Source organism: Parajatrophihabitans canadensis, from assembly GCF_053764775.1.
Genome location: NZ_CM132445.1, coordinates 3519187 through 3538803, shown reverse-complemented (window position 1 = coordinate 3538803; position 19617 = coordinate 3519187). Strand labels below are relative to the sequence as shown.

Below are 19617 nucleotides of genomic sequence, written 5' to 3'. Positions count from 1 at the left end.
CGGTGCCCAGCGTTACACGATTCGGGGGCCGGCGGCATTAGCGATCTCGTTTCGGCATCGCCGAAACTCCTTACCCACTCAGCGAAATCAAAACCAAGCCGATTACCTGCGGGCGCGACGAGCGGCCTGCTTCTCGGTCGATGCACCGGCAGTTTGCAGCGCGCCGCCCGACGTCTCCAGGTGTGCGCGCACGAACCAGTGAAACTGCTCCAACTGCTCGGCCTGTCCGATCAACATGTCCTGGGTTACCGGATCGGGCTCGTCAGTGGCTTCGATGGCCTTGCGATGTGACTCCACGACGCCGGCGTAGACGAGATCCAGCGCGCCTAGATGATCAATCGCGTCGGCACGCCCGATGTCGTAGTCATCCCAGGTACGGTCAGCCACGAGAGCACCGGGAGTGCCCTTCGGCGATCCGCCGAGCGTTGCGATGCGTTCTGCCGTTTCGTCTGCCATGAGGCGGACTGCATCGACCTGAGGATCCAACATCGTGTGAACGGCGATGAAATGCGGGCCAACTACGTTCCAGTGCACGTGCTTGAGGGTCAGGCCGAGGTCGTTCAGCGCATTGAGACGGTCCTGCAGCAACGTAATGATTTCTGAGGCATCGCTGGGTGAAATGCCCGGAACCGTGAATTGCGGGTTCGGCTTGCGGGCGGGGCGGCGGGTTGCGGCCATTCGAAGGGCTCCTTCGCAGATGGTGCACAGATGACGCCACCGATTAGCTAGGGAATTCGGACCCACCAGCCACTCGATGCGATCTGCAGAGCGGCTTCCGGTTTGAGCCTGTTTTCCAAACTACCAGTGCAGGGACGATTTCGCCGTTCAGGACGGCGGATAGGTCCCGGACCGCTACCGGTAGCTGGAGGCAGGTTTTCGTCCAGTCAGATTGCTGAACGCCGTCGCTCGCGCGTCAGGATGCCATCGACGATCAGGCCCAGGCCTATGCCGAGCATCCAGATGTCCTTGGCGATCGTGGTGCCTTGCTGGGTCGGGCGGGGGGAGCCGGGGGAATGCATTCCCGGCGTCCGCCACCACATTCCGAGCAATGTGCCGGAGAAGCCGGTGAGCGCTGCACCCGCGAGCGCCGGTGGCACGACGGGCGCCAGCAGCGCACCGCCCACCGCCATCTCACTGATCGCAACGAGCTTGAGAAACGGCTGAGGCGCGACGTTGGACAGTGCTGGATACGCACCGGCGGCCATGCCGTGCAGTGCCGCGGCGGTTTGCTCATCGCCCCTGAGCTTTCCGATGCCGGAGTTGAGGATGAACGCGCCGGTAGTGACCCGGAGCGGCATCCGACGTAACTTGTTTGACAAACTCATCGAGGAAACCTCCTAGAACCCCACGTTAGTCGCTGGGCCCGTTCGAATTCGAACGGGCCCAGCGACATTGAAGGTGTGCGGCGGCGCGAGTCCTCGCTGAGGCGTCAGGCGTCTTTCTGAGCCGGCCGATCATCTGGTCCGGGCGTTGATGGCGGCCATTGGGATCAGCAGCGCGATTGTGAGTCCGACTGCGAGGTTGGTGACACCGAGTGCGATCTGAGAGTGCAGTCCGGCGGCGGTGGTGAACGGTAACAAGGTCGCGAGTGCCGTGATCATCGCGGCGAGCCAGCCGTAGTAGAGGTTCGGACGTGGCGCGACGTGCAGCATCCCGTCAAAGAGCCCGGCGGCGAGCAGGGCGATACCGGCAGCGCACAGGCCATAGGTCGTTGCGACGATCGGGGTCAGGGTGGATCCGGACGCCATGAACACCGGAACATGCAGGATTCCGTGCGCCACCACCAGGCCGGCCACACCCGCCAACGCGGCGATGACCGCGGTTAGCGCGGCACCGACCCAGTACCGCAACTGGTCGAGGCGAGGCTCGGCGACGCGGGGTGCTTGGCGCGATGTCCGATCGCCGATTGACATTTCCGAGTTGCTGTTGGGTCCCGTAGACATCAACGGGTAGACGGCGGTCGCGTTGGTGCCCGATTCGCTCGAGTAGGACGTGGGATTGAGCGAGCCTGGGTTGAGCGAGGTGGTGGTCATGGCCTTTTCCTTTGCTGTCGGTCGCGGCCCGGTGCCGCAATGACATCAGTCTGGATTCGCGGGCCTGACCGCGATGTCGGCCAATCCGCCCAGCTAGCAGCTGATTCCGCCGTCCGCCGATTGGGGGACATGGATATCAGCCGGTCGATCGGACGAGCGGCGGGCACCGCTGGCGCTCGGTTGGCGAGATCTTTAGGTGGTCAGCGCGGATGGTCCTCGCTGAGCCAGACACTCCAAGGAGCCGATCATGTCCACCACCACCACCAACTCGAAGGTCCCAACGGGACGGGTTGCCACCGCGTCCGTCCTCTGCGCCGCCGCGCTCGTCGGCGCGACCGTAGCGATCATGATGGCCTTCGGCCCGCATCACGCGGCGCACGCTGCCGTTCCGCAGCGGCCCGCCTCCTTGCCGGCCACAAACACGACGCCGACCCCACCGCCGAACATCGTTCCAGTGGCCCCGGTGAACCCGCCGGCCGTGACTCCCTCAGCGGCGGTGGCCTCGCTGCAGCGCCAGCTCGCGCAGCTGAACTACTACGAAGGACCGATCGACGGGACGATGAACACCCAGACCCAGCAAGCCATCGAGTACTTGCAGCGTGACGCCGGCCTGCCGCAGACCGGGCAGCTCGACAGCGCAACGCAGACGGCATTGAGCGCCATGCTCGTGCACGGCAACAACCAGATGGCCGGCTGAGTCCGACTGTGACGCGTTCAGATACCTGTTCGATGGGACCCGAGCTGGTGGCGATCTCTATACTGCAATCCCACCAGTTCGGGGAGGTTCCCGTGCCCTCAGGCACCGAGATCAAGGTCGTCGTTGTCGACGATCACCCTTTCTTTCGTGACGGTGTCAGCCGTGGTCTGCAGAACAGCGGCCAGATACGGGTGATCGGTGAGGCAGGTGACGGACGTGAGGGCCTTGAGGTCATCACCCGTGAGCAGCCGGACGTTGCGATCGTCGACTATCAGATGCCGGATATGGATGGCATCGACCTCGTCCATGCTGTCGTGCGCGATGGCCTGCCGACCCGAATACTCCTACTGTCCGCGATAACCGACAGTGCCATCGTCTTTCGCGCCGTGCAGGAGGGGGCCGCAGGCTATCTCTCGAAGGACGCGCGGCGCGCCGAGATCGTAGACGCGGTGTTGCGCGTGGCGAAAGGGCACACCGTCGTGCCGCCGGGGCTGGCCGATGGGCTGGTCGAACAGATTCGGATGCGGGCCCAGCCGGACGTGCCGATTCTCAGTGAACGCGAGCGCCAGGTCCTCGAGGCTTTCGCGCGCGGACTATCCATCCCGCAGACCGCTGCGGAACTCTTCATCGGCACGAGCACCATCAAGACCTACACCCAACGTCTCTACGAAAAGCTCGGCGTCTCGGACCGGGCCGCAGCAGTGGCTGAAGCCATGCGTCGCGGTCTGCTCGACTAGGACATCACGACGTGCGCGAGGACCGTCGAGTCGCAGCTCTGGTGGCGACGCCGGATCTGTTCTCGATTCTGGTAGCGCACGCCTACCGCGGGGTTCGGGTCCAGTTTCTGCTGCGGTTTCTGTTACTGACGTTCATGATCCTGGTCATCATCTTCGTTCCACCGGCCGACGATCGTGGGGCGTGTTACCTGGTCGTCGGGAGCTATGCCCTGTGGACGCTGGCTCTGGCCGTTTGGACCAGTCGCGGCGGGGTAGCTCCCGTGACCTGGATGTGGGTTGCGTTGCTCGTCGACGCGATCGCACTCGGCACACTCACGTTGGTTGCGGGCGCCTCGGCCGAGCAAAGTTGGACGGCGGACCTCCTCGTCAACGGGCTCTTTCTGATCCCGATGCTGGCTGCGACCCAGCTCAGGCCCATCGTCTGCGCTGCGGTGGCGATTCCGACCATCCTGGTTTACTTCGTCTCGAGCCTGGCGACCAAGGCTGCCAATACCGAACCGCTGTCCTCGATCCTGTTGCGGACGTTCGTCATCGCGGGACTCGGCGTCGGGTGTGTGGCGCTGTCGCGGGTCCAACTGTCACGGGTCTTCACCATCGGCGGCCTGGCTCGGGAGCGAGCTGACCTGCTGGCCAATCTGATCTCGGTCGAGGCGCGGGAACGCACTCGGCTGGCCGAACAACTGCATGACGGTGCATTGCAATACATTCTCGCCGCCAGACAAGATCTCGAGGATGCGCGGGAAAGCGGCGATCAGCGTGCGTTCGATCGGGTCGACGAGGCCCTGACACAGTCGGCTACGTTGTTGCGCTCGACCGTCTCGGATCTACATCCCGCGGTGCTGCACGCCGCCGGTCTGGTTCGCGCGCTGCAGGATCTTGCCGCCCGCGAGAGCGAACGAACCGGCACTGCGATCGGCGTCGAGGTCCGCGGCTGGGAAGGTGCGGATCGGACGGCTGAGCAGCCGCTGCTCGAGGAGCTGCTCTTCGGCACTGCTCGCGAGCTACTGGCCAACGTCGCCAAGCATGCGCAGGCTTCCTCCGTCCGGGTCGTGCTCGAACGAGGCGTCGGCGAAGCGGAGGCCAACGTCAGGCTGGTGGTCGCCGACAACGGCCGCGGAATCGACGAGGCAACAGCCTCCAGCCGGGTAGCCGAAGGTCACGTCGGCCTCGCATCATTGCGGGCAAGAGTGGCAGGCGCCGGCGGCAATGTGGAGTTCGGTCCGGGTGACCCCTCCGGCACGGTAGCGACCGTGACGGTCCCACTGGTCCTTATGAGCTGAGCTATGAACTGAACGCGATTTGTGGGGCTGACGGCAGCATGTCAGTTATGTCAGACTCCTTCCAGTCGCGGTACGCAGGCCGCTGACCGGAAGGGGGCCAGCACCGTGAGGTCGGCGACCACCGTCCGGATGTATGTCGTGATGTCGGCGTTGATAGTAGGCAGCCTGCTGATCGTGCTGTTCATCTCGATTCTCGTGGTGTCTGATGATCGGGCGAAGTTCTCAGGCGGCTCCTTCGACGCGATCGAGCGGGCGCTGCAGTCCGCGGGCCTACATATCTGCGACACCGTGGACGTCCCGAACGGCCAAGCCAACCAGGCTGCGCAGAGTCGGCAGTATGACGTCGCATTCAACTGCGCCACCGCCGACAGCGGCGATACCGGTGAGGTGGTCGCAGATCGATATACCCATCGCGACGACCGCGATGACGCGATGCGCAATCTTGAGGTGCTCGTCAGACCGCGGGGCAACGGCGTCGCGTACACGTACGGAACGTTTTCGATCTACGTGTTCGGTCAAAGCGATGACACGGTTCAGAACACCATCAATCTCCAACTGCGAAAGATCGGTGCGAAATGAGCAGGCGATCCGGACCGGTGCGGCTCGGCGTGCTCGCCCTCGCGATGATCAACGTGGCCGCCATCGTCAGTGCCCGCAATCTTCCGGTCATGGCTGAGTACGGCTGGTCGATGCTGGCGTTGTTCGCGTTGTCGATCCTGGTGTTCCTCATTCCGATGTCCATGGTTGCCGCTGAATTGGGAACGGCTTGGTGTCAGGAGGGCGGCATCTACGCCTGGGTGCGAGAGGCCTTCGGTGGCCGCACCGGCTTTCTCGCTGTCTGGTGCGATTACGCGGAGAACATCGCCTGGTTCCCGACGGTGCTGTCCTTCATGGCGGCCACCCTGGCCTACGTCTTCGAGCCGAGCCTTGCCACGAACAAGATCTACCTGGTCACGGTGATGTTGATCTTCTTCTGGGCGACGACGTTGATCAATCTGCGTGGTGTCGAGACTTCGAGCATGATCGGTGCGGTCGGAACGGTGCTTGGCTCGATCCTGCCCGGGCTGCTCGTGGTCATCCTCGGTGCTGCCTTCCTCCTTCGCGGTAACCAGTCAGAGATACCGTTCTCCGGTCATGCGCTCGTACCCGACCTTCAGGTGAACAACCTTGCGTTTCTGGGCGGCATCATCCTGTTGTTCACCGGCATGGAGATGGCGGGCTTTCACGCTCGTGAGACCCGCAATCCCGGCCGGGACGTGCCGCGCGCGATCCTCTTCGCGGTGGCGGTGATCGTTGTGTTCTCCGTCCTCGGCTCGCTGTTCCTGGCGTTTGTGCTTCCACAGAAGCAGATCAGCCTGGTCTCCGGCACGATGCAGTTGTTCCAGAGTGTGCTTGACCGGTTGGGTGTGGGGTGGTTGTTGCGGCCCCTTGCGCTGGTGGTTGCGCTCGGCGGCATCGCCCACCTGACGCCGTGGATTCTCGGTCCGGCCAAGGGGGTTGCGCAGGTGGCGCGCGAAGGTTTGGCGCCAGCACGACTGGGAGCGGTGAATCGACATGACGTGCCCGTCACATTGTTGATGATCCAGGGGGTGGCCGGCTCGCTGTTCGCACTGCTCTTTCTGCTCGTGCCCAGTGTCAGCACGTCCTATTGGATGCTCTCAGCCGTCACCGCCCAGATCGTCATCGTGATGTATGCGCTGATGTTCGCCTCGGTGATTCGACTCCGTTATATCCAGCCCGACACGCCACGTCCGTATCGGATACCGGGCGGAAAGGCCGGGGTATGGCTGGTCGGGGGAGTGGGTCTGCTCGGCTGCGTTGCTTCGTTCGCTCTCGGATTCATCCCACCGAGCCAGCTCAAGACAGGCTCGCCTGTTACCTACGTTGGGCTGCTCGTGCTCGCGGTCATTGTCCTGTCGCTACCCCCGTTTGCGTTTGCCCTTACCCGTCAGGTGCGGGCTGAACGCACCGCCGGCACCCTCGCGGTCGAGGCGGGCTGAGGACGCCGTCACAGGTGGCTCTCGGTTCTACGCGCCAGCACAGACCGCGACGCAGTGCAGGTTTGACCTTCCGCAATGCCAACGCATTGGATACGGTACTGAAAACAATGAGGCTGGATTCGTCATTTCGATGCCGAAGCGGGCCGCCGTCCGAATCGCCGTCCACAGAATGTGTGCCCAGATTCCTTCGGCTTGTACAGAGAGAGGCAACCATCGTGAAGGTTTGGGTCGATCCGGAGCGCTGCCAGGGCCACACGTTGTGTGCGATGCGGGCACCGGCCATCTTTGAACTGAGTGATATCGACGGTCATTCGACCGCAATTACGACAGAGGTGCCCGCCGACCAGGAGGATGCCGTGAAAGAAGCCTTCGGGTCGTGCCCCGAACAGGCAATCGTGCTGTCGTAGTCACCCAATTCCTGTCAACGAACATCTTGTATCCGCACACCGACCGGTCTCAACATCTCATGTGACCCCGATCTGAAGGACTGAAGATGGCCGACGAGCAGCGCAAGGAAAAGCAGTTTCATTTCGACCGCCACGCGCCGGGTTACCGACACGAGTTCGAGTCGATCACTGAGACGCTCCAATCCAAGTGTCCTGTTGTCTGGTCTGACACTTACGGTGGCCACTGGGTCGCAAGCGGGCACCAGGAAGTGTTCGATATCGCGCGCAGTGCTGATGTGCTGTCCAATGACCACGACATCCGCGGCGAGCGCCGGGGCTACCAGGGCATCACGATCCCGACGACGTCGCAATATCAGGGTGGCTTTCTGGAGATGGATCCGCCGGAGCAGCGGCACTATCGTCAAGCACTCAACCCGTATCTGTCGCCGGCCGCGGTTGCCCGTTGGACGCCGTTTGTCGATGAGATAGTGCGAGCTTGCCTCGACGAGCAGATCGAAGGCGGCCAGATCGATTTCGTCGATGACCTGGCCAACATCGTCCCCGCCGTTCTCACACTGGCGATGATGGGTCTGCCGCTCAAAGACTGGCCCATCTATTGCGAACCAGCTCACGCGCAGGTCTACACACCCCCGGATTCGCCGGACATGGCTCGCGTCATGGAGGGCGGGATGCAGATGCACATGCGTCTCGGTCAGGCCATCGTCGAGATCCGCGAGAACCCCCGCCCGGGCATGATCAGCGCATTGGTCAATGCCCAGATCAACGGCAAGACACCGTCAGATGAGGACATCGCCGGCGCCCTCACGCTGCTGATCGGCGGCGGTTTCGATACCACGACGGCCCTGACTGCGCACACCCTCGAATGGCTGTCACAAAACCCTGACGAGCGTAAACGCCTGAGCGAGGAGCGCGACTCGATTCTCGATACGGCCACCGAAGAATTCCTGCGGTTCTACACGCCCGCGCCCGGTGACGGGCGCACCTTCAGCGCCGATTGCGAGATCGCGGGGACGCAGTTCGCCGAGGGTGAGCGGCTGTGGATCTCCTGGGCGATGGCAAACCGCGACCCGAAGGTCTTTCCGGATCCGAACTCGATCGACATGGAGCGCAAGAACAACCGGCACAGTAGCTTCGGCCTGGGCATTCACCGTTGCATCGGCTCGAACATGGCTCGGATGACGTTCAAACGCATGCTCACTGAGGTGTTGGACCGGATGCCGGACTTCGAGTGCGACCCGAGCGGAGCCGTGCATTACCCGACCGTTGGCGTCATCAACGGCATGCAGCATCTGCCGGCGACCTTCACGCCGGGTTCGAGACTCGGCGCCGGCCTGGACGAGACGTTGGAGATGCTTCAGCGGGCCTGTGACGAGCAGCGACTGGCCGAACCCGTGACGGTACGGAGCGCAGAAGCCCGTATCGATCATTGATGCCTGCGTTGCGGGCGGACACGCGCAGTTCGACCTGAGGAGTGAGAGCTGTGCCTTCACCGCTCAAAGCGGCTGACCTCTACCACACCGGCTTCATGGTTCCCGATCTCCCGGCCGCTATGCAACGCATGACCGCGTTGGCCGGATACCGGTTCACGGTCCCGATCGACGGCAAGATTCCGATCTGGACCGTCGCGGGCGAGATGATGCTCGAGGTTCGTTTCGTGTATTCGATCGATGCGCCGCATATCGAGCTGATCCAGCAGTTGCCGGGGACGCCGTGGATGCCCGCACCCGGCAATGCCGCGCACCATCTCGGGTACTTCGCTGATGACCTAGCGGCGACAGCTGACCGGATGATCGAGGCTGGCTTCGAGATGGAAGCATGCGGCATAGTCGACGGCAAGAAGCCCGCGGCCTTCGCTTTTCTCAAGGACGCCGCAGGCCTGCGGATCGAGATCGTCGATCGGGCTGGGATGCCGGACTGGCCAGGCATGATTCGAAACCTGACACCTACTGAATCTCAATGATGGAGGAGTTGCACATATGACCTCTGCACAGGTGACCTCTGCACCGGAACGGGTCGCGTTCATTACTGGGGGCGCGGTCGGGTTCGGTCGGGCGTTCGCGACTGCGCTGGCTGATGACGGCGTGCGTGTGGTGCTTGCCGACATCGATCTCGCCGCCGCCGAGGCAACGGCGAAGGAACTCAGGGGGACGGGCGCCCAGGCCTTGGCCCTGGAGTGCGACGTCGCCGACGAAGATGCTGTCGATTCAGCGGTGGCAGCCGCCGTGAACGAATTCGGTGGCATCGATGTGCTCATCAACAATGCCGGCAAGCACTTGCTGAAGTACAACCAACCGTTCACGGTGCTCAGTCGTGCCGACGTCCGTGCACTGTTCGACGTGAACGTGATCGGTGTCGTGAACTGCTCGGTTGCCTGCCGGAGCTCGATGGCGGCACGCGGGGGTGGCTCGATCGTCAACATCTCGTCCATGGCCGGTCATATGAGCTCGTCACCGTACGGCGTGTCGAAGCTGGCCGTGCGCGGGCTCACCGTGGCGTTCGCGACCGAATTCGCGGCCGACAACATTCGGGTCAACGCCATCTCGCCCGGGCTCATGGCCACCGAGAACGCGATGGCAGAGCTGCCCGCTGAGATGATCGACCAGATCATCAACGAGCGTCAGTTGATCCATCGGCAGGGAACGATGGACGACATCGTGTCCACCATGCTGTTCCTGTGCTCGGAGCGGTCAAGCTTCATCACCGGTGAAACGATCAGGGTCACTGGCGGTACGCCGCTGTACCTGTGAGCATGCCCGCCCACGCCCCTAGGTAGTCTGTTCGAGGTCCGCCGCGAAGGCGGACGCACGACAGGAAGGCATTTCAGGGGCGGTAGCTCAGCTGGTCAGAGCAGGGGACTCATAATCCCTGGGTCGTCGGTTCGAGCCCGACCCGCCCCACAATCCTAGTAAATATAAGGCCTCCACGCTTATCAACAGAGGTTCGCAATCCCGCACACAGGCATTACAGACGAGTACACTCGACGCATGCCGAAGGTGAAATCGCCCGCTGTGGCGCCTCTCGTCGGGCTGCTGCCCGACTGGCGGATCTCGCTGCGGGCCCGTGGGCGGTCGCTCGCCACCATCGCGTCGTACCTGTCGGTGGGGGAGTCGTTCACCGACTATCTCGCCGCCAACGGGATGCCAGACGGGGCGGGGACGATCGCTCGCGAGCACGTCGAGCAGTACTTGGCCGACATGCGCGAGCGCGGTCTGTCGCCGGCCACCGTGGCCAAGCACTACCGCTCATTGCAGCAATTGTTCAAGTGGCTCACCGACGACGGCGAGATCCCGCGCTCGCCGATGGAGCGGATGAGCCCGCCCTCGGTTCCCGAGCAACCGGTTCCGATTCTCGACGACGCGGCGCTGTCGGCATTGCTGGCTACGTGCAAGGGCAACACCTTCGAGAACCGTCGTGACACTGCGATCATCCGGTTGCTGCTCGACACCGGGATGCGGGCGGGTGAGCTGTGCGGACTGCGCGTCGAGGACGTCGACTTCGAGCATCAGGTCGCGCTCGTCGTCGGTAAGGGCGGGCGCAACCGTGCCTGCCCGTTCGGGTCGAAGACCGCCGACGCTCTGCGCCGGTATTTGCGCTTCCGTGGTCGTCACGACGCCGCGGACTCCTCGCCGTTCTGGCTCGGCAAGAAGGGACGAATGACCGACTCAGGGGTACGTCAGATGCTCGAACGGCGCTGCGTAGACGCGGGGATTCCGGCCGTGCACCCGCACCAGTTTCGGCATACGTTCGCCCACGACTGGCTGGCGACCGGTGGGCAGGAGCACGACCTGATGCGACTGGCCGGTTGGCGTTCGCGGGAGATGGTCGGGCGCTACGCCGCCTCTGCGGCGGACGGACGGGCGCGCGACGCGCACCGACTCAAGGCCCGCGGGGATCGGCTCTGACGTGGCGAACCTTCGAACATGTATGACATACTCGACGTGACTGGGATACGGGTTGTGCGTTCCGGCCGTCGACACAAGGTCGGAGTCGCGCACATCGTGGCGGTGATGAACGCGGTGGATCCGATCCAGGTCGGCGATCAGTTGTTGTTCGTCGGAGTCGATGACCGCGGCGTCGAACTGGAGATTATTGCGGTGCCAGACGACAGGAATCCTGAGACGCTGGCCGTCATTCATGCGATGCCGACCGAGTTCAGAAGGGGACACGGCGATGGCGAGAAAGACGAAGACTGAGTACGTGATCGGACCCGACCTCGACCTGGACGAGGAAGCGTTCATCCTCAAGGACGGGCGCCGGCTAACCAACGAGCTCGCTGAGCAGATCGCCGAAGAGACGTTGGCCGAGGTTCGTCGCCGCAACCTGATCCCGGGCGGCAAGTCCTTGTCCGGCGGCTCGGTGCATTCCCCGCGCGTGCAGTTCAGGGTGCCGGAGGAGTTGCGCACGCAGGCAGAGCAGGTCGCCGAGGATGAGGGTGTCAGTCTCTCTGCGTTGGCTCGGCACGCGCTTGAGGACTACGTACGTTCGCGCGCCTCCTAGCGCGCTGACCGTCGTCGCGCCTGCGCTGCTGCTCTGGACATCCGCAGCATGTGTGCCTGCATCAGTTGATCGGTGCGCCGAGCGCGTTCCTGCGCCGACAGCGCGCCCTCCGGGTCGGCCTCGCGCTCGAACTTCGCGCGGAGACCCCGTCGTGCCGGCTCGGTTGCTGCGGTTCGGTCGCTCGTGCGACCCCACCGCTCAGCAGCGGCGATGCGTGCGATCAACACGCGATCGTTCCCGTGGCGCGTGCGTTTTCCCTGTTCGTTGTCCATGTCGAATCCTCGCCGCGCGCAGCACCTCGCTGCCGACGGAGCGCGCAGGTTCGCCAGGGCCGTCTATAGGGGCAGGTGAAATTTCGGGCCCGTTAGTGCCACTCTCGGCGAGGCGGATTTTATGAATGGCTTTCGGCGCTGCGCGGGCATGGGGTAACGAGTGCCCTGCCCGACGTAAACCCCCGTCTGAGCCTGGTTAACCCGGTTGTTCGGGAGCCAAGATGACAAGATCGTGCGGTGTCCTATGACCTCGCCGTCTATGTCTCGCGTCCGGCTGAGCCAGCAGAGTTGTTGGAGACCGTGACCGGGACCCGCGACCTGGCGCTCGATGGATCCAGCTCATCGACCGGTGACTCGGTGGTCGTCGTCCGAGGCGTGCGGGCTCGTTACTGCTTCACCGTCGGGGGCCCCTTCCGCGTCGAGGCCGAGGACGTGCCCTACGACGTCACGGCAGCGGTGCTTGGCGTGAGCCACATGTACACGGTCATGGTTGAGGGCTCGGCACCGACGGACGTGCCGTATGCGGTGCGCTTCGCACGCCGACTGGCACAGACTCTCGGCGGTGCCGTTGTGGATCAGCAGGCAGACGAGGTGTGGAGTCGTGGGTCCGCGCGCGTCGCGGCCAAGCCGAACAAGGATCAGCGCATCGCGGAGGTCGACCTCCGCTGGTATGTGCAGACCGAAAAGCTCAGCGCTGGTTCGGCCGCCGCGTACGTCGAGCTCGCTCGAAAGTTCCTGCCCGAAGCGCTGCCCAGTCGCTTCGGCGAGTACGAGCCGTTCCAGCACAAGCTCGCCGAAGTGGGCGACGAAGGCTTCGACTCCGCTTGGCGCACTGCCACCTCGCTGCTGTTCCTCTCCGCGAGTACACCGTGCATCGGAGGCTCGATGTGGGCTGGCCCAGCTGACGCTCATCCCCGCCGGGTCTGGACGATGAGTCTGTCCGTACACGCCCAGCCGCTGGCCGACGAGCTGTGGCGGGACGCGCTGCGTCGTCTCTTCGTCGGGCTCGCTGAAAGACTCGGCTGCTTCTACGCGTCGGCGGAGGTCACCCGCGGACACCTATGGAACGGACGGAGTTCAGGGGCTGACAGCCAAACCGAATGGCCGATCATGCCCGTCAGCCGAACCGGGTGGCTGGGTTTGCCGCCGTATCCGATGTGGTGGGCGTGGTACGGCGGCCCGTACCTGGATGCGGTGTCTGGTCCGCTCGACGATGCACCAACAACGGCGAGTCCCTCCGGACGGTTGCACGAATGGACCGACCTGCCAGCGGACCGCGATCAGCTTGCGGCCCTCGCAAGACCTCGTCGGCGCTTTCGCCGAACCGGCGAATGGATGACGCCGAACCTGCTCAGCACGATCGCGCCAAGCGACGGACGTACGCGGCCTACGCCGCTGAATCCGGCGGCCTGGATACCGCCCGAGCTGGTCTAGCGCACCTTCACCTGCTGGTTTGCGCAACCGCCTGCGGTCTGTGGTCGGCTGCGCGGCTTGAAGCAAATAGGACTTATTGACCAGGGTGCATGAGGTGTGTCGAGTTTGATCTTGGGTTACACGGTTCGCTGCGACGTCGCGGGTGCCGTCGAGATGTCAGACCCGGCCGTCGAACTGAGCGCCTTCGTCGGGCGGCGTTGACAGGCTGCAGATCCAGCTGGCGTTAGCAGATCGTGGTTGGCATGGACGGTATGTCGTTGCTCTCGTTTAGGCCCGACCCACTACCCGGACGGGTCTCGGCAACGGTTGCCCAGCCGCACGCGGGTGCCCGCCACGACGGCAGGGGCACGTGCGATATCGCACACCATGGCCGCCGCTGGGATGTCGCAATTTCCCGAAGATATGTGCCCACGCCGGCTCAGCCTGAGTTTGAATATCCCCAGTGGCCTCGTGCTGGTTTGGCGGGCTCATCTAGCAGAGTAGAAAGCATTGTCCGCAGCAAGTCATCGCACGCCGACGACCCAGAGTTCCGTGTACTGGAAGTCTGGGAATCTATGACCAGCTAGGGCGATTTCTTTTTCCGCGTCTTGGTGGCCGCCTTTGTCCCGCGCATCAGGTCTTGGATCATCTCGACCATCAGCAATGCCCGCTGCGGCTCGTCGTTGAGCAAAGCATGGGCGCGGGGGTTGCGCCATGCCGCGACAACGCCTTGGCACAGCATCATGTGGCCACGCTGTTCGCTGTCATCCGTCTTGGACTTCAAAGCGTTGAGCCGCAGCAGCGGGTTCTTCAGCGAGAAGACATTGGTCATAAGCTCGTCGCCGTCGTCGGTTCGGCCCGTACGTGCGCGGATGCACTCGCAGAGAGCCTTTACGGCGGACTCGACGGCGTCGGCGAAGTGCTTCGAAACGAAACGACTGCGTGTCGCAAGGCGAAGATCCTCGTCCATAATTCGCCGGTCGAAATGGGCTAGCAATGCGTCGTGCGCATCGAGTGGCAGCGGCGCGCGCGCTTGCTCCGGCAGGGCAGACGGCCTCGGTGAGGCGAACTCGGCGAGGTCGCTGCTGATGCGCTGGCCGAGTGAGTGGACCTCGTAGATCGGGTTCAACGGAATCAGCGCGGATACAGGTGCTTCGCCATGCTCGCGAAGATTTGATCGATCTGGTCCGCCGTGGCCTCAGCGGGAATATGAATTTGAATGTCGAGGTGCACATTCGGCCCGTGGTTCGCGGGTGGTGGCGGCGGAGGAGGAGGGGTGACGCCGCTGTCGCTTGCCGGCTTGGCATCAGCCTTAGCTGGCGCGACCTTCTTCACTGGCGTCGCGCGCAGCTTTGACGTGCTCGCCTTGCTTTCGGCCTGCGAGTTCGGGTCGGGAGGCGTCCTCTGCGCGATCATGGTGTACGTCGCTGCCATCTGCCCGGCGTTCGAAGCGCCGAGACCTTGGTGAGAGAACCAAGTATTGATCTGTGCCTTGTCCGGCTTGTCTTCAGCGTCTTTGAACGCGAGCAAGTCTTCGGGGTATACAGCGTCGAGAATTGTTTGACAAGCCTCTGCATAGCTCGCGTCGATACGCCACTTTTGCCCGAGTGGCGTCAGGTTTCCCTCGCCGTCAAATATGCCAAGCCTCTCCATCGGCCGCAGTACATTGTTTCGAGCACTGTCGGGCGCCATGCTCAGTAGAGAGGCGACGACGACAGGCGAGAACTTCGTCGAAGGCGCGTTCGCTGCCCGCGCGCGAAGCACGGTCCAGGGTTTTGCCCCGACCTTCGGATAGACCTTCTTCTCTACTGACGCCATAGCTCGACTCCTCAGCAGTCTGGACTCCAGACGCTAAGCACCCGCTGTGACAATGGCGCGAAGGCGCGCCGCCGTGTTCGCTGTCGGCCGAACTCTTCGGCATCCAAGGGGACGGATCGGCGAGGGGCTTCAGGCTGCCCCCTCCTCCGATCCGTGCCATCCCGGACGCGGACGGACGAAGGGTCGCACATCATCGGTCTGAGGTATACGGAAGGCGACAGTCTTGATGTCGACTCGGCTGCACGGGAGTGGGCCTCGCGGTGAGCTTCACGACAGACGAGGATTCGGTGCCGTAAGGACCGTGGCCAGCCCCGAAATCCCTGCAAACAATGGGCTTCGCACAAGGGTGAGGCCAGTAGAACTCATAATCCCTGGGTCGTCGGTTCGAGCCCGACCCGCCCCACAAGTTCAGCCTCACAAGTTCAGCCCTACAGGGCCCGGATTTACTCCGATTGATGGTTCCGAGTTCGGCGAGCGGCTGAGGCACATCAGGCGGGACGATTCCAGTCTGCCGGTTCTAGCCGGTGGTGTGCCGGCTCCGTTGCCGAACAGAGCAGGCTGACAGGGCCCAGGCAGAATCAGTGTCATGCGCCTTGGTATCGCCCATCACCTAGGCTGGGCTATCGCCGTCACGGCCTCTGCGGGCCACGAGGTGGTTGACCGCCGACGGATAGATCTCATCGAGCCTGGCTTGCCGGCGGCGCCGATCCACCACGAGGGCGGCCCGCACCTTCTCCACCGGTCGGCGGAACCTCTGGACGACGACGCTCTCGCAGCGTTGGTGACAGTGGTGCGGGCGTCGGCTGTGCGGGCCGCGTCGGCGGCAGTGGACAAGCTCGCGTCAGAATTGCCGCAACCGATTTTCTCGATGTCAGTTCGGGCCTGGCCGTCCGATTTCCCCAACGACATCACCGTCCTGCGCCGTGTGCCGTACGAAAGCCGCGCCGATTCGGTCATGTACTGCCAAATACTGGCTGAGCTCGCACGCGAACGTGGCTGGGTCGTCCACCTCTACAACCACAAGGAAGTCGAGGACGAAGCGGCCCGCAGCCTGGGTGAGCGTGCGGACGAGGTGCTCTATGGCCCGCGCGCGACGTGGGGGGCACCGTGGTCAAAGGACCATCGCATGGCTCTCGCGGCAACGATCATGTCGACCTGAGCGAACGACGAGACCGACCGACTCCCTTCGTCGTCTACCCCAGTCCCGATCTATCGTCCTTCGACCGCAAAAAGGAGGTCCGCGAACTGCGACGCGGTCTGCTTCCGCGACCAGTCGCGCTGGAGCTCGCACAGCACCTGCACCCAGCTCGTCGGTTTGGCACCGGCCTGGACGATCCGCTCAAGGGCCGCCCGGTGCGCCTCGACGGAGGTGCCGCCCACGGCATCGACGATCGGGTAGACCTCATACCCTTCCCCGATAGCGTCGAGCGTGGGGAAGGTCAGGCAGGCTTCGGTCCACAGGGCGGTCATGAGCAGCTTCTGTCGACCGGTTGCTCTGACCGCTTGGACGAACTCTTCGTCTTCCCAGGCGTTGATTGTCGTGCGATCGAGAGACTTCGTCCCGTCCAGCACGTCAGCCAGTTGGTGCACGGTTGGCTGATTTGCACCGGTGTTGACGTTTACCGTGGACAACACGATGGGAAGGTCGTAGAGCTTCGCTGTCCTGGCGACTGCGACAATGTTCGTCACCAGCGTGCGGCGATCCATCGAGGCGATCGAACCCACCTGGACCGGCTGGTAGTCGATGATGATGAGGGCCGCGTTCTTCGGGGTAAGCAGGTGATCCTTCTGCTGGTCACGCATCGCCTCGCTCGTCACCGCGCCTTCCCCCTTGCTACGAAGCTTGATCCGGCGCGTCGGGCCTTTAGCCAACGGTGAAAGGCAATGCCGGGCCATCCGGCAGCAACGATGGCGAGCAACCCCCGAAAGATCAACGATGTTCGTATCGACATGATGATGAACCTCTCTGTTCGTACGGTCAGTGACTGATCACCAATTCGTCAGGTGATGCTGACTACCCGATCGTCGACCTGAATCCAGAGCGATACATCGGTACTTCTTGCGCGCGCGTTGCGGATAACACGACGTCACGCATGCGGCTCAAATGCCTTCGCAGCAAGCGAGAACCTAAAGCGTGAGGCCGTGGAGCTGCGAGTAGGGGCTACTGCCCGTTGTCTCTGCGACGCTGAGCTGTCGGCGCATCAGGGCTCGTGAGGATGACAAGCTGCTGGGTCGCTCGGGTCATCGCGACGTAGCGGTCGACACCTCCCTCGATGCCCCTACCGAACGACTCTGGGTCGAGGACGATCACCAGGTCGAATTCAAGCCCTTTCGACAACTCCGGTGTCAGCGAACGAACGCGAGACGTCGATCGGAACGTCGGATCGCCGATTACGCAGGCGATGCCCTCCTCCTGCGTGGCGAGCCAGGCGTCGAGGATCGGGCCCAGCTCCGAAGCTGCTGCATGGACGACGGGGACACCGGTGCTACGGATCGAGGTCGGTACGTTCGCATCCGGAAGCACGGCTCGGATCACCGGTTCGGCTTCTGCCATGACCTCCTCCGGAGTGCGGTAGTTGACGCTCAGTGAAGCCAGAGCTATGCGACTCAGCCCGATCCGCTCGAGGCGTTCCTGCCATGACTCCGTGAAGCCATGTCTGGCCTGGGCACGGTCGCCGACGATAGTGAAACTCCGGGATGGACAGCGCAGCAGCAACATTTGCCACTCTGCGTCGGTCAGCTCTTGAGCTTCGTCGACAACGATGTGAGCGAACGGCCCCGCGAGCCGATCCGGATCGGCGCTGGGCATTGCGGTCTCGTCGACGAGAAGGGTCTCGGTGTCCTCGCCGCGCAGCATCGACATCACCAGCATCTCGGAGTCATCGGCGGCGATCAGGTCGTCGACAACCTTGGTCATCTGCTCACGTTCAGCGGCGACAGCAGCATTATGCCGACGCTTACGGCGTGAAACCTCCGGGTCGCCGAGGCGCTGCCGCGCTGCGTCCAGGAGTGGCAGGTCAGACACCGTCCAGGCTTGGGGGTCTGTGCGCTGCAACGCGCGTACGTCATCGGCGCTGAGCCAGGGAGCGCACTTGCGCAGATATGCTGGTACCGACCACAGGTCTCCGACTAGATCGGCCGCCTCGAGCAGCGGCCACGCGCGGTTGAATGTTGTGAGCAGTTTCTGGTTCTGCAGCAGGGACTTTCGGATCAGGCCAGGGGAGGCATCGCCAGCTTCATCGCCAGCTTCATCGCCATCTTGATCGTGCTTGTCGATGAGAATCGTAAGCAGCTCCTCCCAAACCAGGTCGCGCGCCTCGTTGTGGGGCGTACCCGGTTCGGCTGCCTGAAACGCCTCGGCCCAATCATCAGCGCTCAGCCAGATCTCGGTCTCATCGGTGGCGACCGTCATCGGTTTGGCAGGGGGCTCTTCATAAAACCTGACGGCCGTCTCAATCGCTTTGACGAGGCTCGCGGACGACTTCAGCCGAGCAACGTTCGGGTCGGTTTCGGCCCGCGCCGCAGCTCCCTCGGTGACTAGGTCTCGCAACGTGCAGGTCTGTACTCCCTCCTCTCCGAGGCTGGGCAGCACATCAGCGACGTAGGCAAGGTAGGGCTGGTGCGGACCGACGAATAGCACGCCGCCGCTTCGGTAATCCCCATGGTGGCCGAAGCGAGGGTCGGAGTAGAGCAGGTAAGCCGAGCGGTGCAACGCGACGACGGTCTTTCCGGTCCCGGGACCGCCGTCGACGACGAGAGCACCGCCCGATCCCGCGCGGATGATGGCGTCCTGGTCAGCCTGAATTGTGCCGAGCACGTCGCGCATCCGGGCCGATCGGTTACTACCCAGGCTGGCGATGAACGCGGACTGGTCGTCGAGCGACGCCACGTGCCCTTCAAATCCGTCTGTGGTGAATACCTCGTCCCAGTAGTCGCTGATGCGGCCACCGGCCCAGCGGTACCTGCGGCGGCTTGCCAAACCCATCGGGTTGCCGTGGGTCGCCCCGAAGAACGGCTCGGCCGCGGGGGAGCGCCAGTCGAGCAGGAGCCGACGGCCCGTTCTGTCGGTGAGCCCGAGTCGCCCGATGTAGACGGGATCCGAGTCCTCTGCGCTCACGATGTGGCCGAGGCACAGATCCAAACCGAAACGACGCAGGGCGCGCAAGCGGGCGGTCAGCCGGTGGACCTCCATATCCCGGTCCATCGCCGCCTGCCCTTCGCGACCTGGAACCTTGCGCTCGGCATCAAGGCGGTCGGACAGCTCGGCGATCGTCTGCTCGAGGCTCTCGGCGATGGCCGCGAAATGCTGCTCGTCGCCGGCGATAAGCGCCGGGTCGGTCTTCAGGCTGAGGTGGTCGGGCAGGTTAAATACGCTAGTGGTCAAGGGTTTCAACTCATCAGCTCCGACCTGAACTTCCGTGGGTTCCACCTTCGGCCAGCGATTCTGCGGCATGACCCGGGTC

General features: G+C 63.6%; 22 protein-coding genes and 1 tRNA gene. 15 read left to right on the top strand and 8 right to left on the bottom strand.

From position 1 onward, the window contains the following. Positions 1-102: 102 nt before the first annotated feature. From ACSMXN_RS17075 to ACSMXN_RS17065, 3 genes are all read right to left on the bottom strand, one after another. Positions 103-678, bottom strand: coding sequence for a Dps family protein (locus ACSMXN_RS17075; RefSeq protein ID WP_022914701.1), 576 nt, complete (start codon positions 676-678; stop codon positions 103-105). Positions 679-884: 206 nt separating this feature from the next. Beyond that, entirely contained in the window at positions 885-1325 is a 441-nt protein-coding gene (locus ACSMXN_RS17070; RefSeq protein WP_027139780.1) for a hypothetical protein, read from the bottom strand. Between the two features lie 129 nt (positions 1326-1454). After that, complete coding sequence (locus ACSMXN_RS17065; protein WP_022914703.1) at positions 1455-2033, bottom strand: DUF6069 family protein; 579 nt, start codon at positions 2031-2033, stop codon at positions 1455-1457. Positions 2034-2280: 247 nt separating this feature from the next. On the opposite strand from ACSMXN_RS17065, the gene ACSMXN_RS17060 reads away from it, so the two are divergent. The 13 genes from ACSMXN_RS17060 (at position 2281) to ACSMXN_RS17000 (ending at position 11651) form a co-directional block, all read left to right on the top strand. Beyond that, positions 2281-2730 (top strand): peptidoglycan-binding domain-containing protein, encoded by a 450-nt coding sequence (locus ACSMXN_RS17060; RefSeq protein WP_022914704.1) that lies wholly within the window; start codon positions 2281-2283, stop codon positions 2728-2730. A 32-nt stretch (positions 2731-2762) separates the two neighbouring features. After that, positions 2763-3467, top strand: a complete 705-nt coding sequence (locus tag ACSMXN_RS17055) for a response regulator transcription factor (protein WP_022914705.1) — start codon at positions 2763-2765, stop codon at positions 3465-3467. A gap of 11 nt (positions 3468-3478) precedes the next feature. Further along, positions 3479-4747: an ATP-binding protein gene (locus tag ACSMXN_RS17050; RefSeq protein WP_022914706.1), complete on the top strand. Its 1269-nt coding sequence runs from the start codon at positions 3479-3481 to the stop codon at positions 4745-4747. 105 nt (positions 4748-4852) lie between these two features. Continuing rightward, positions 4853-5326 carry a hypothetical protein gene (locus ACSMXN_RS17045; protein WP_155958490.1) on the top strand — a complete coding sequence of 158 codons (474 nt, stop codon included), beginning with the start codon at positions 4853-4855 and terminating at the stop codon, positions 5324-5326. Then, positions 5323-6747, top strand: coding sequence for an amino acid permease (locus ACSMXN_RS17040; RefSeq protein WP_022914708.1), 1425 nt, complete (start codon positions 5323-5325; stop codon positions 6745-6747). The genes ACSMXN_RS17045 and ACSMXN_RS17040 overlap by 4 nt, the downstream gene beginning before the upstream one ends. A gap of 215 nt (positions 6748-6962) precedes the next feature. Beyond that, positions 6963-7154: a ferredoxin gene (locus ACSMXN_RS17035; protein ID WP_027139783.1), complete on the top strand. Its 192-nt coding sequence runs from the start codon at positions 6963-6965 to the stop codon at positions 7152-7154. 86 nt (positions 7155-7240) lie between these two features. Then, positions 7241-8584 (top strand): cytochrome P450, encoded by a 1344-nt coding sequence (locus tag ACSMXN_RS17030; RefSeq protein WP_022914710.1) that lies wholly within the window; start codon positions 7241-7243, stop codon positions 8582-8584. Positions 8585-8634: 50 nt separating this feature from the next. Continuing rightward, positions 8635-9114, top strand: coding sequence for a VOC family protein (locus tag ACSMXN_RS17025; protein ID WP_022914711.1), 480 nt, complete (start codon positions 8635-8637; stop codon positions 9112-9114). A gap of 16 nt (positions 9115-9130) precedes the next feature. Continuing rightward, complete coding sequence (locus tag ACSMXN_RS17020) at positions 9131-9901, top strand: SDR family oxidoreductase (protein ID WP_022914712.1); 771 nt, start codon at positions 9131-9133, stop codon at positions 9899-9901. 76 nt (positions 9902-9977) lie between these two features. Continuing rightward, positions 9978-10051, top strand: a tRNA-Ile gene (locus ACSMXN_RS17015). Positions 10052-10138: 87 nt separating this feature from the next. Beyond that, positions 10139-11056, top strand: a complete 918-nt coding sequence (locus ACSMXN_RS17010; protein ID WP_022914713.1) for a tyrosine-type recombinase/integrase — start codon at positions 10139-10141, stop codon at positions 11054-11056. Between the two features lie 96 nt (positions 11057-11152). Then, positions 11153-11347 (top strand): hypothetical protein, encoded by a 195-nt coding sequence (locus tag ACSMXN_RS17005; RefSeq protein WP_196811392.1) that lies wholly within the window; start codon positions 11153-11155, stop codon positions 11345-11347. Beyond that, positions 11325-11651 (top strand): ribbon-helix-helix domain-containing protein, encoded by a 327-nt coding sequence (locus tag ACSMXN_RS17000; protein WP_022914715.1) that lies wholly within the window; start codon positions 11325-11327, stop codon positions 11649-11651. The genes ACSMXN_RS17005 and ACSMXN_RS17000 overlap by 23 nt, the downstream gene beginning before the upstream one ends. Here ACSMXN_RS17000 and ACSMXN_RS16995 read toward each other — a convergent pair. Then, positions 11648-11923 (bottom strand): hypothetical protein, encoded by a 276-nt coding sequence (locus ACSMXN_RS16995; protein ID WP_022914716.1) that lies wholly within the window; start codon positions 11921-11923, stop codon positions 11648-11650. The two genes, ACSMXN_RS17000 and ACSMXN_RS16995, sit on opposite strands and share 4 nt — an antisense overlap. A 237-nt stretch (positions 11924-12160) precedes the next feature. Here ACSMXN_RS16995 and ACSMXN_RS16990 point away from each other — a divergent pair, with 237 nt between their 5' ends. Continuing rightward, positions 12161-13357 carry a hypothetical protein gene (locus ACSMXN_RS16990; protein ID WP_022914717.1) on the top strand — a complete coding sequence of 399 codons (1197 nt, stop codon included), beginning with the start codon at positions 12161-12163 and terminating at the stop codon, positions 13355-13357. A gap of 562 nt (positions 13358-13919) precedes the next feature. Here the strand turns inward: ACSMXN_RS16990 and ACSMXN_RS16985 are convergent. Both ACSMXN_RS16985 and ACSMXN_RS16980 read right to left on the bottom strand, forming a co-directional pair. Then, positions 13920-14306 carry a TIGR02391 family protein gene (locus ACSMXN_RS16985; protein ID WP_155958491.1) on the bottom strand — a complete coding sequence of 129 codons (387 nt, stop codon included), beginning with the start codon at positions 14304-14306 and terminating at the stop codon, positions 13920-13922. 164 nt (positions 14307-14470) lie between these two features. Continuing rightward, positions 14471-15154 (bottom strand): hypothetical protein, encoded by a 684-nt coding sequence (locus tag ACSMXN_RS16980; RefSeq protein ID WP_022914720.1) that lies wholly within the window; start codon positions 15152-15154, stop codon positions 14471-14473. A 586-nt stretch (positions 15155-15740) separates the two neighbouring features. On the opposite strand from ACSMXN_RS16980, the gene ACSMXN_RS16975 reads away from it, so the two are divergent. After that, the gene (locus ACSMXN_RS16975) at positions 15741-16313 is read left to right on the top strand and encodes a hypothetical protein (protein WP_022914721.1); all 573 of its coding nucleotides are present in this window, start codon (positions 15741-15743) and stop codon (positions 16311-16313) included. A gap of 50 nt (positions 16314-16363) precedes the next feature. Here ACSMXN_RS16975 and ACSMXN_RS16970 read toward each other — a convergent pair whose 3' ends face one another. Both ACSMXN_RS16970 and helR read right to left on the bottom strand, forming a co-directional pair. Then, complete coding sequence (locus tag ACSMXN_RS16970) at positions 16364-16972, bottom strand: hydrolase (protein ID WP_022914722.1); 609 nt, start codon at positions 16970-16972, stop codon at positions 16364-16366. Positions 16973-17315: 343 nt separating this feature from the next. Beyond that, positions 17316-19547: an RNA polymerase recycling motor ATPase HelR gene (helR, locus tag ACSMXN_RS16965; RefSeq protein WP_051148991.1), complete on the bottom strand. Its 2232-nt coding sequence runs from the start codon at positions 19545-19547 to the stop codon at positions 17316-17318. Positions 19548-19617 lie beyond the last annotated feature (70 nt).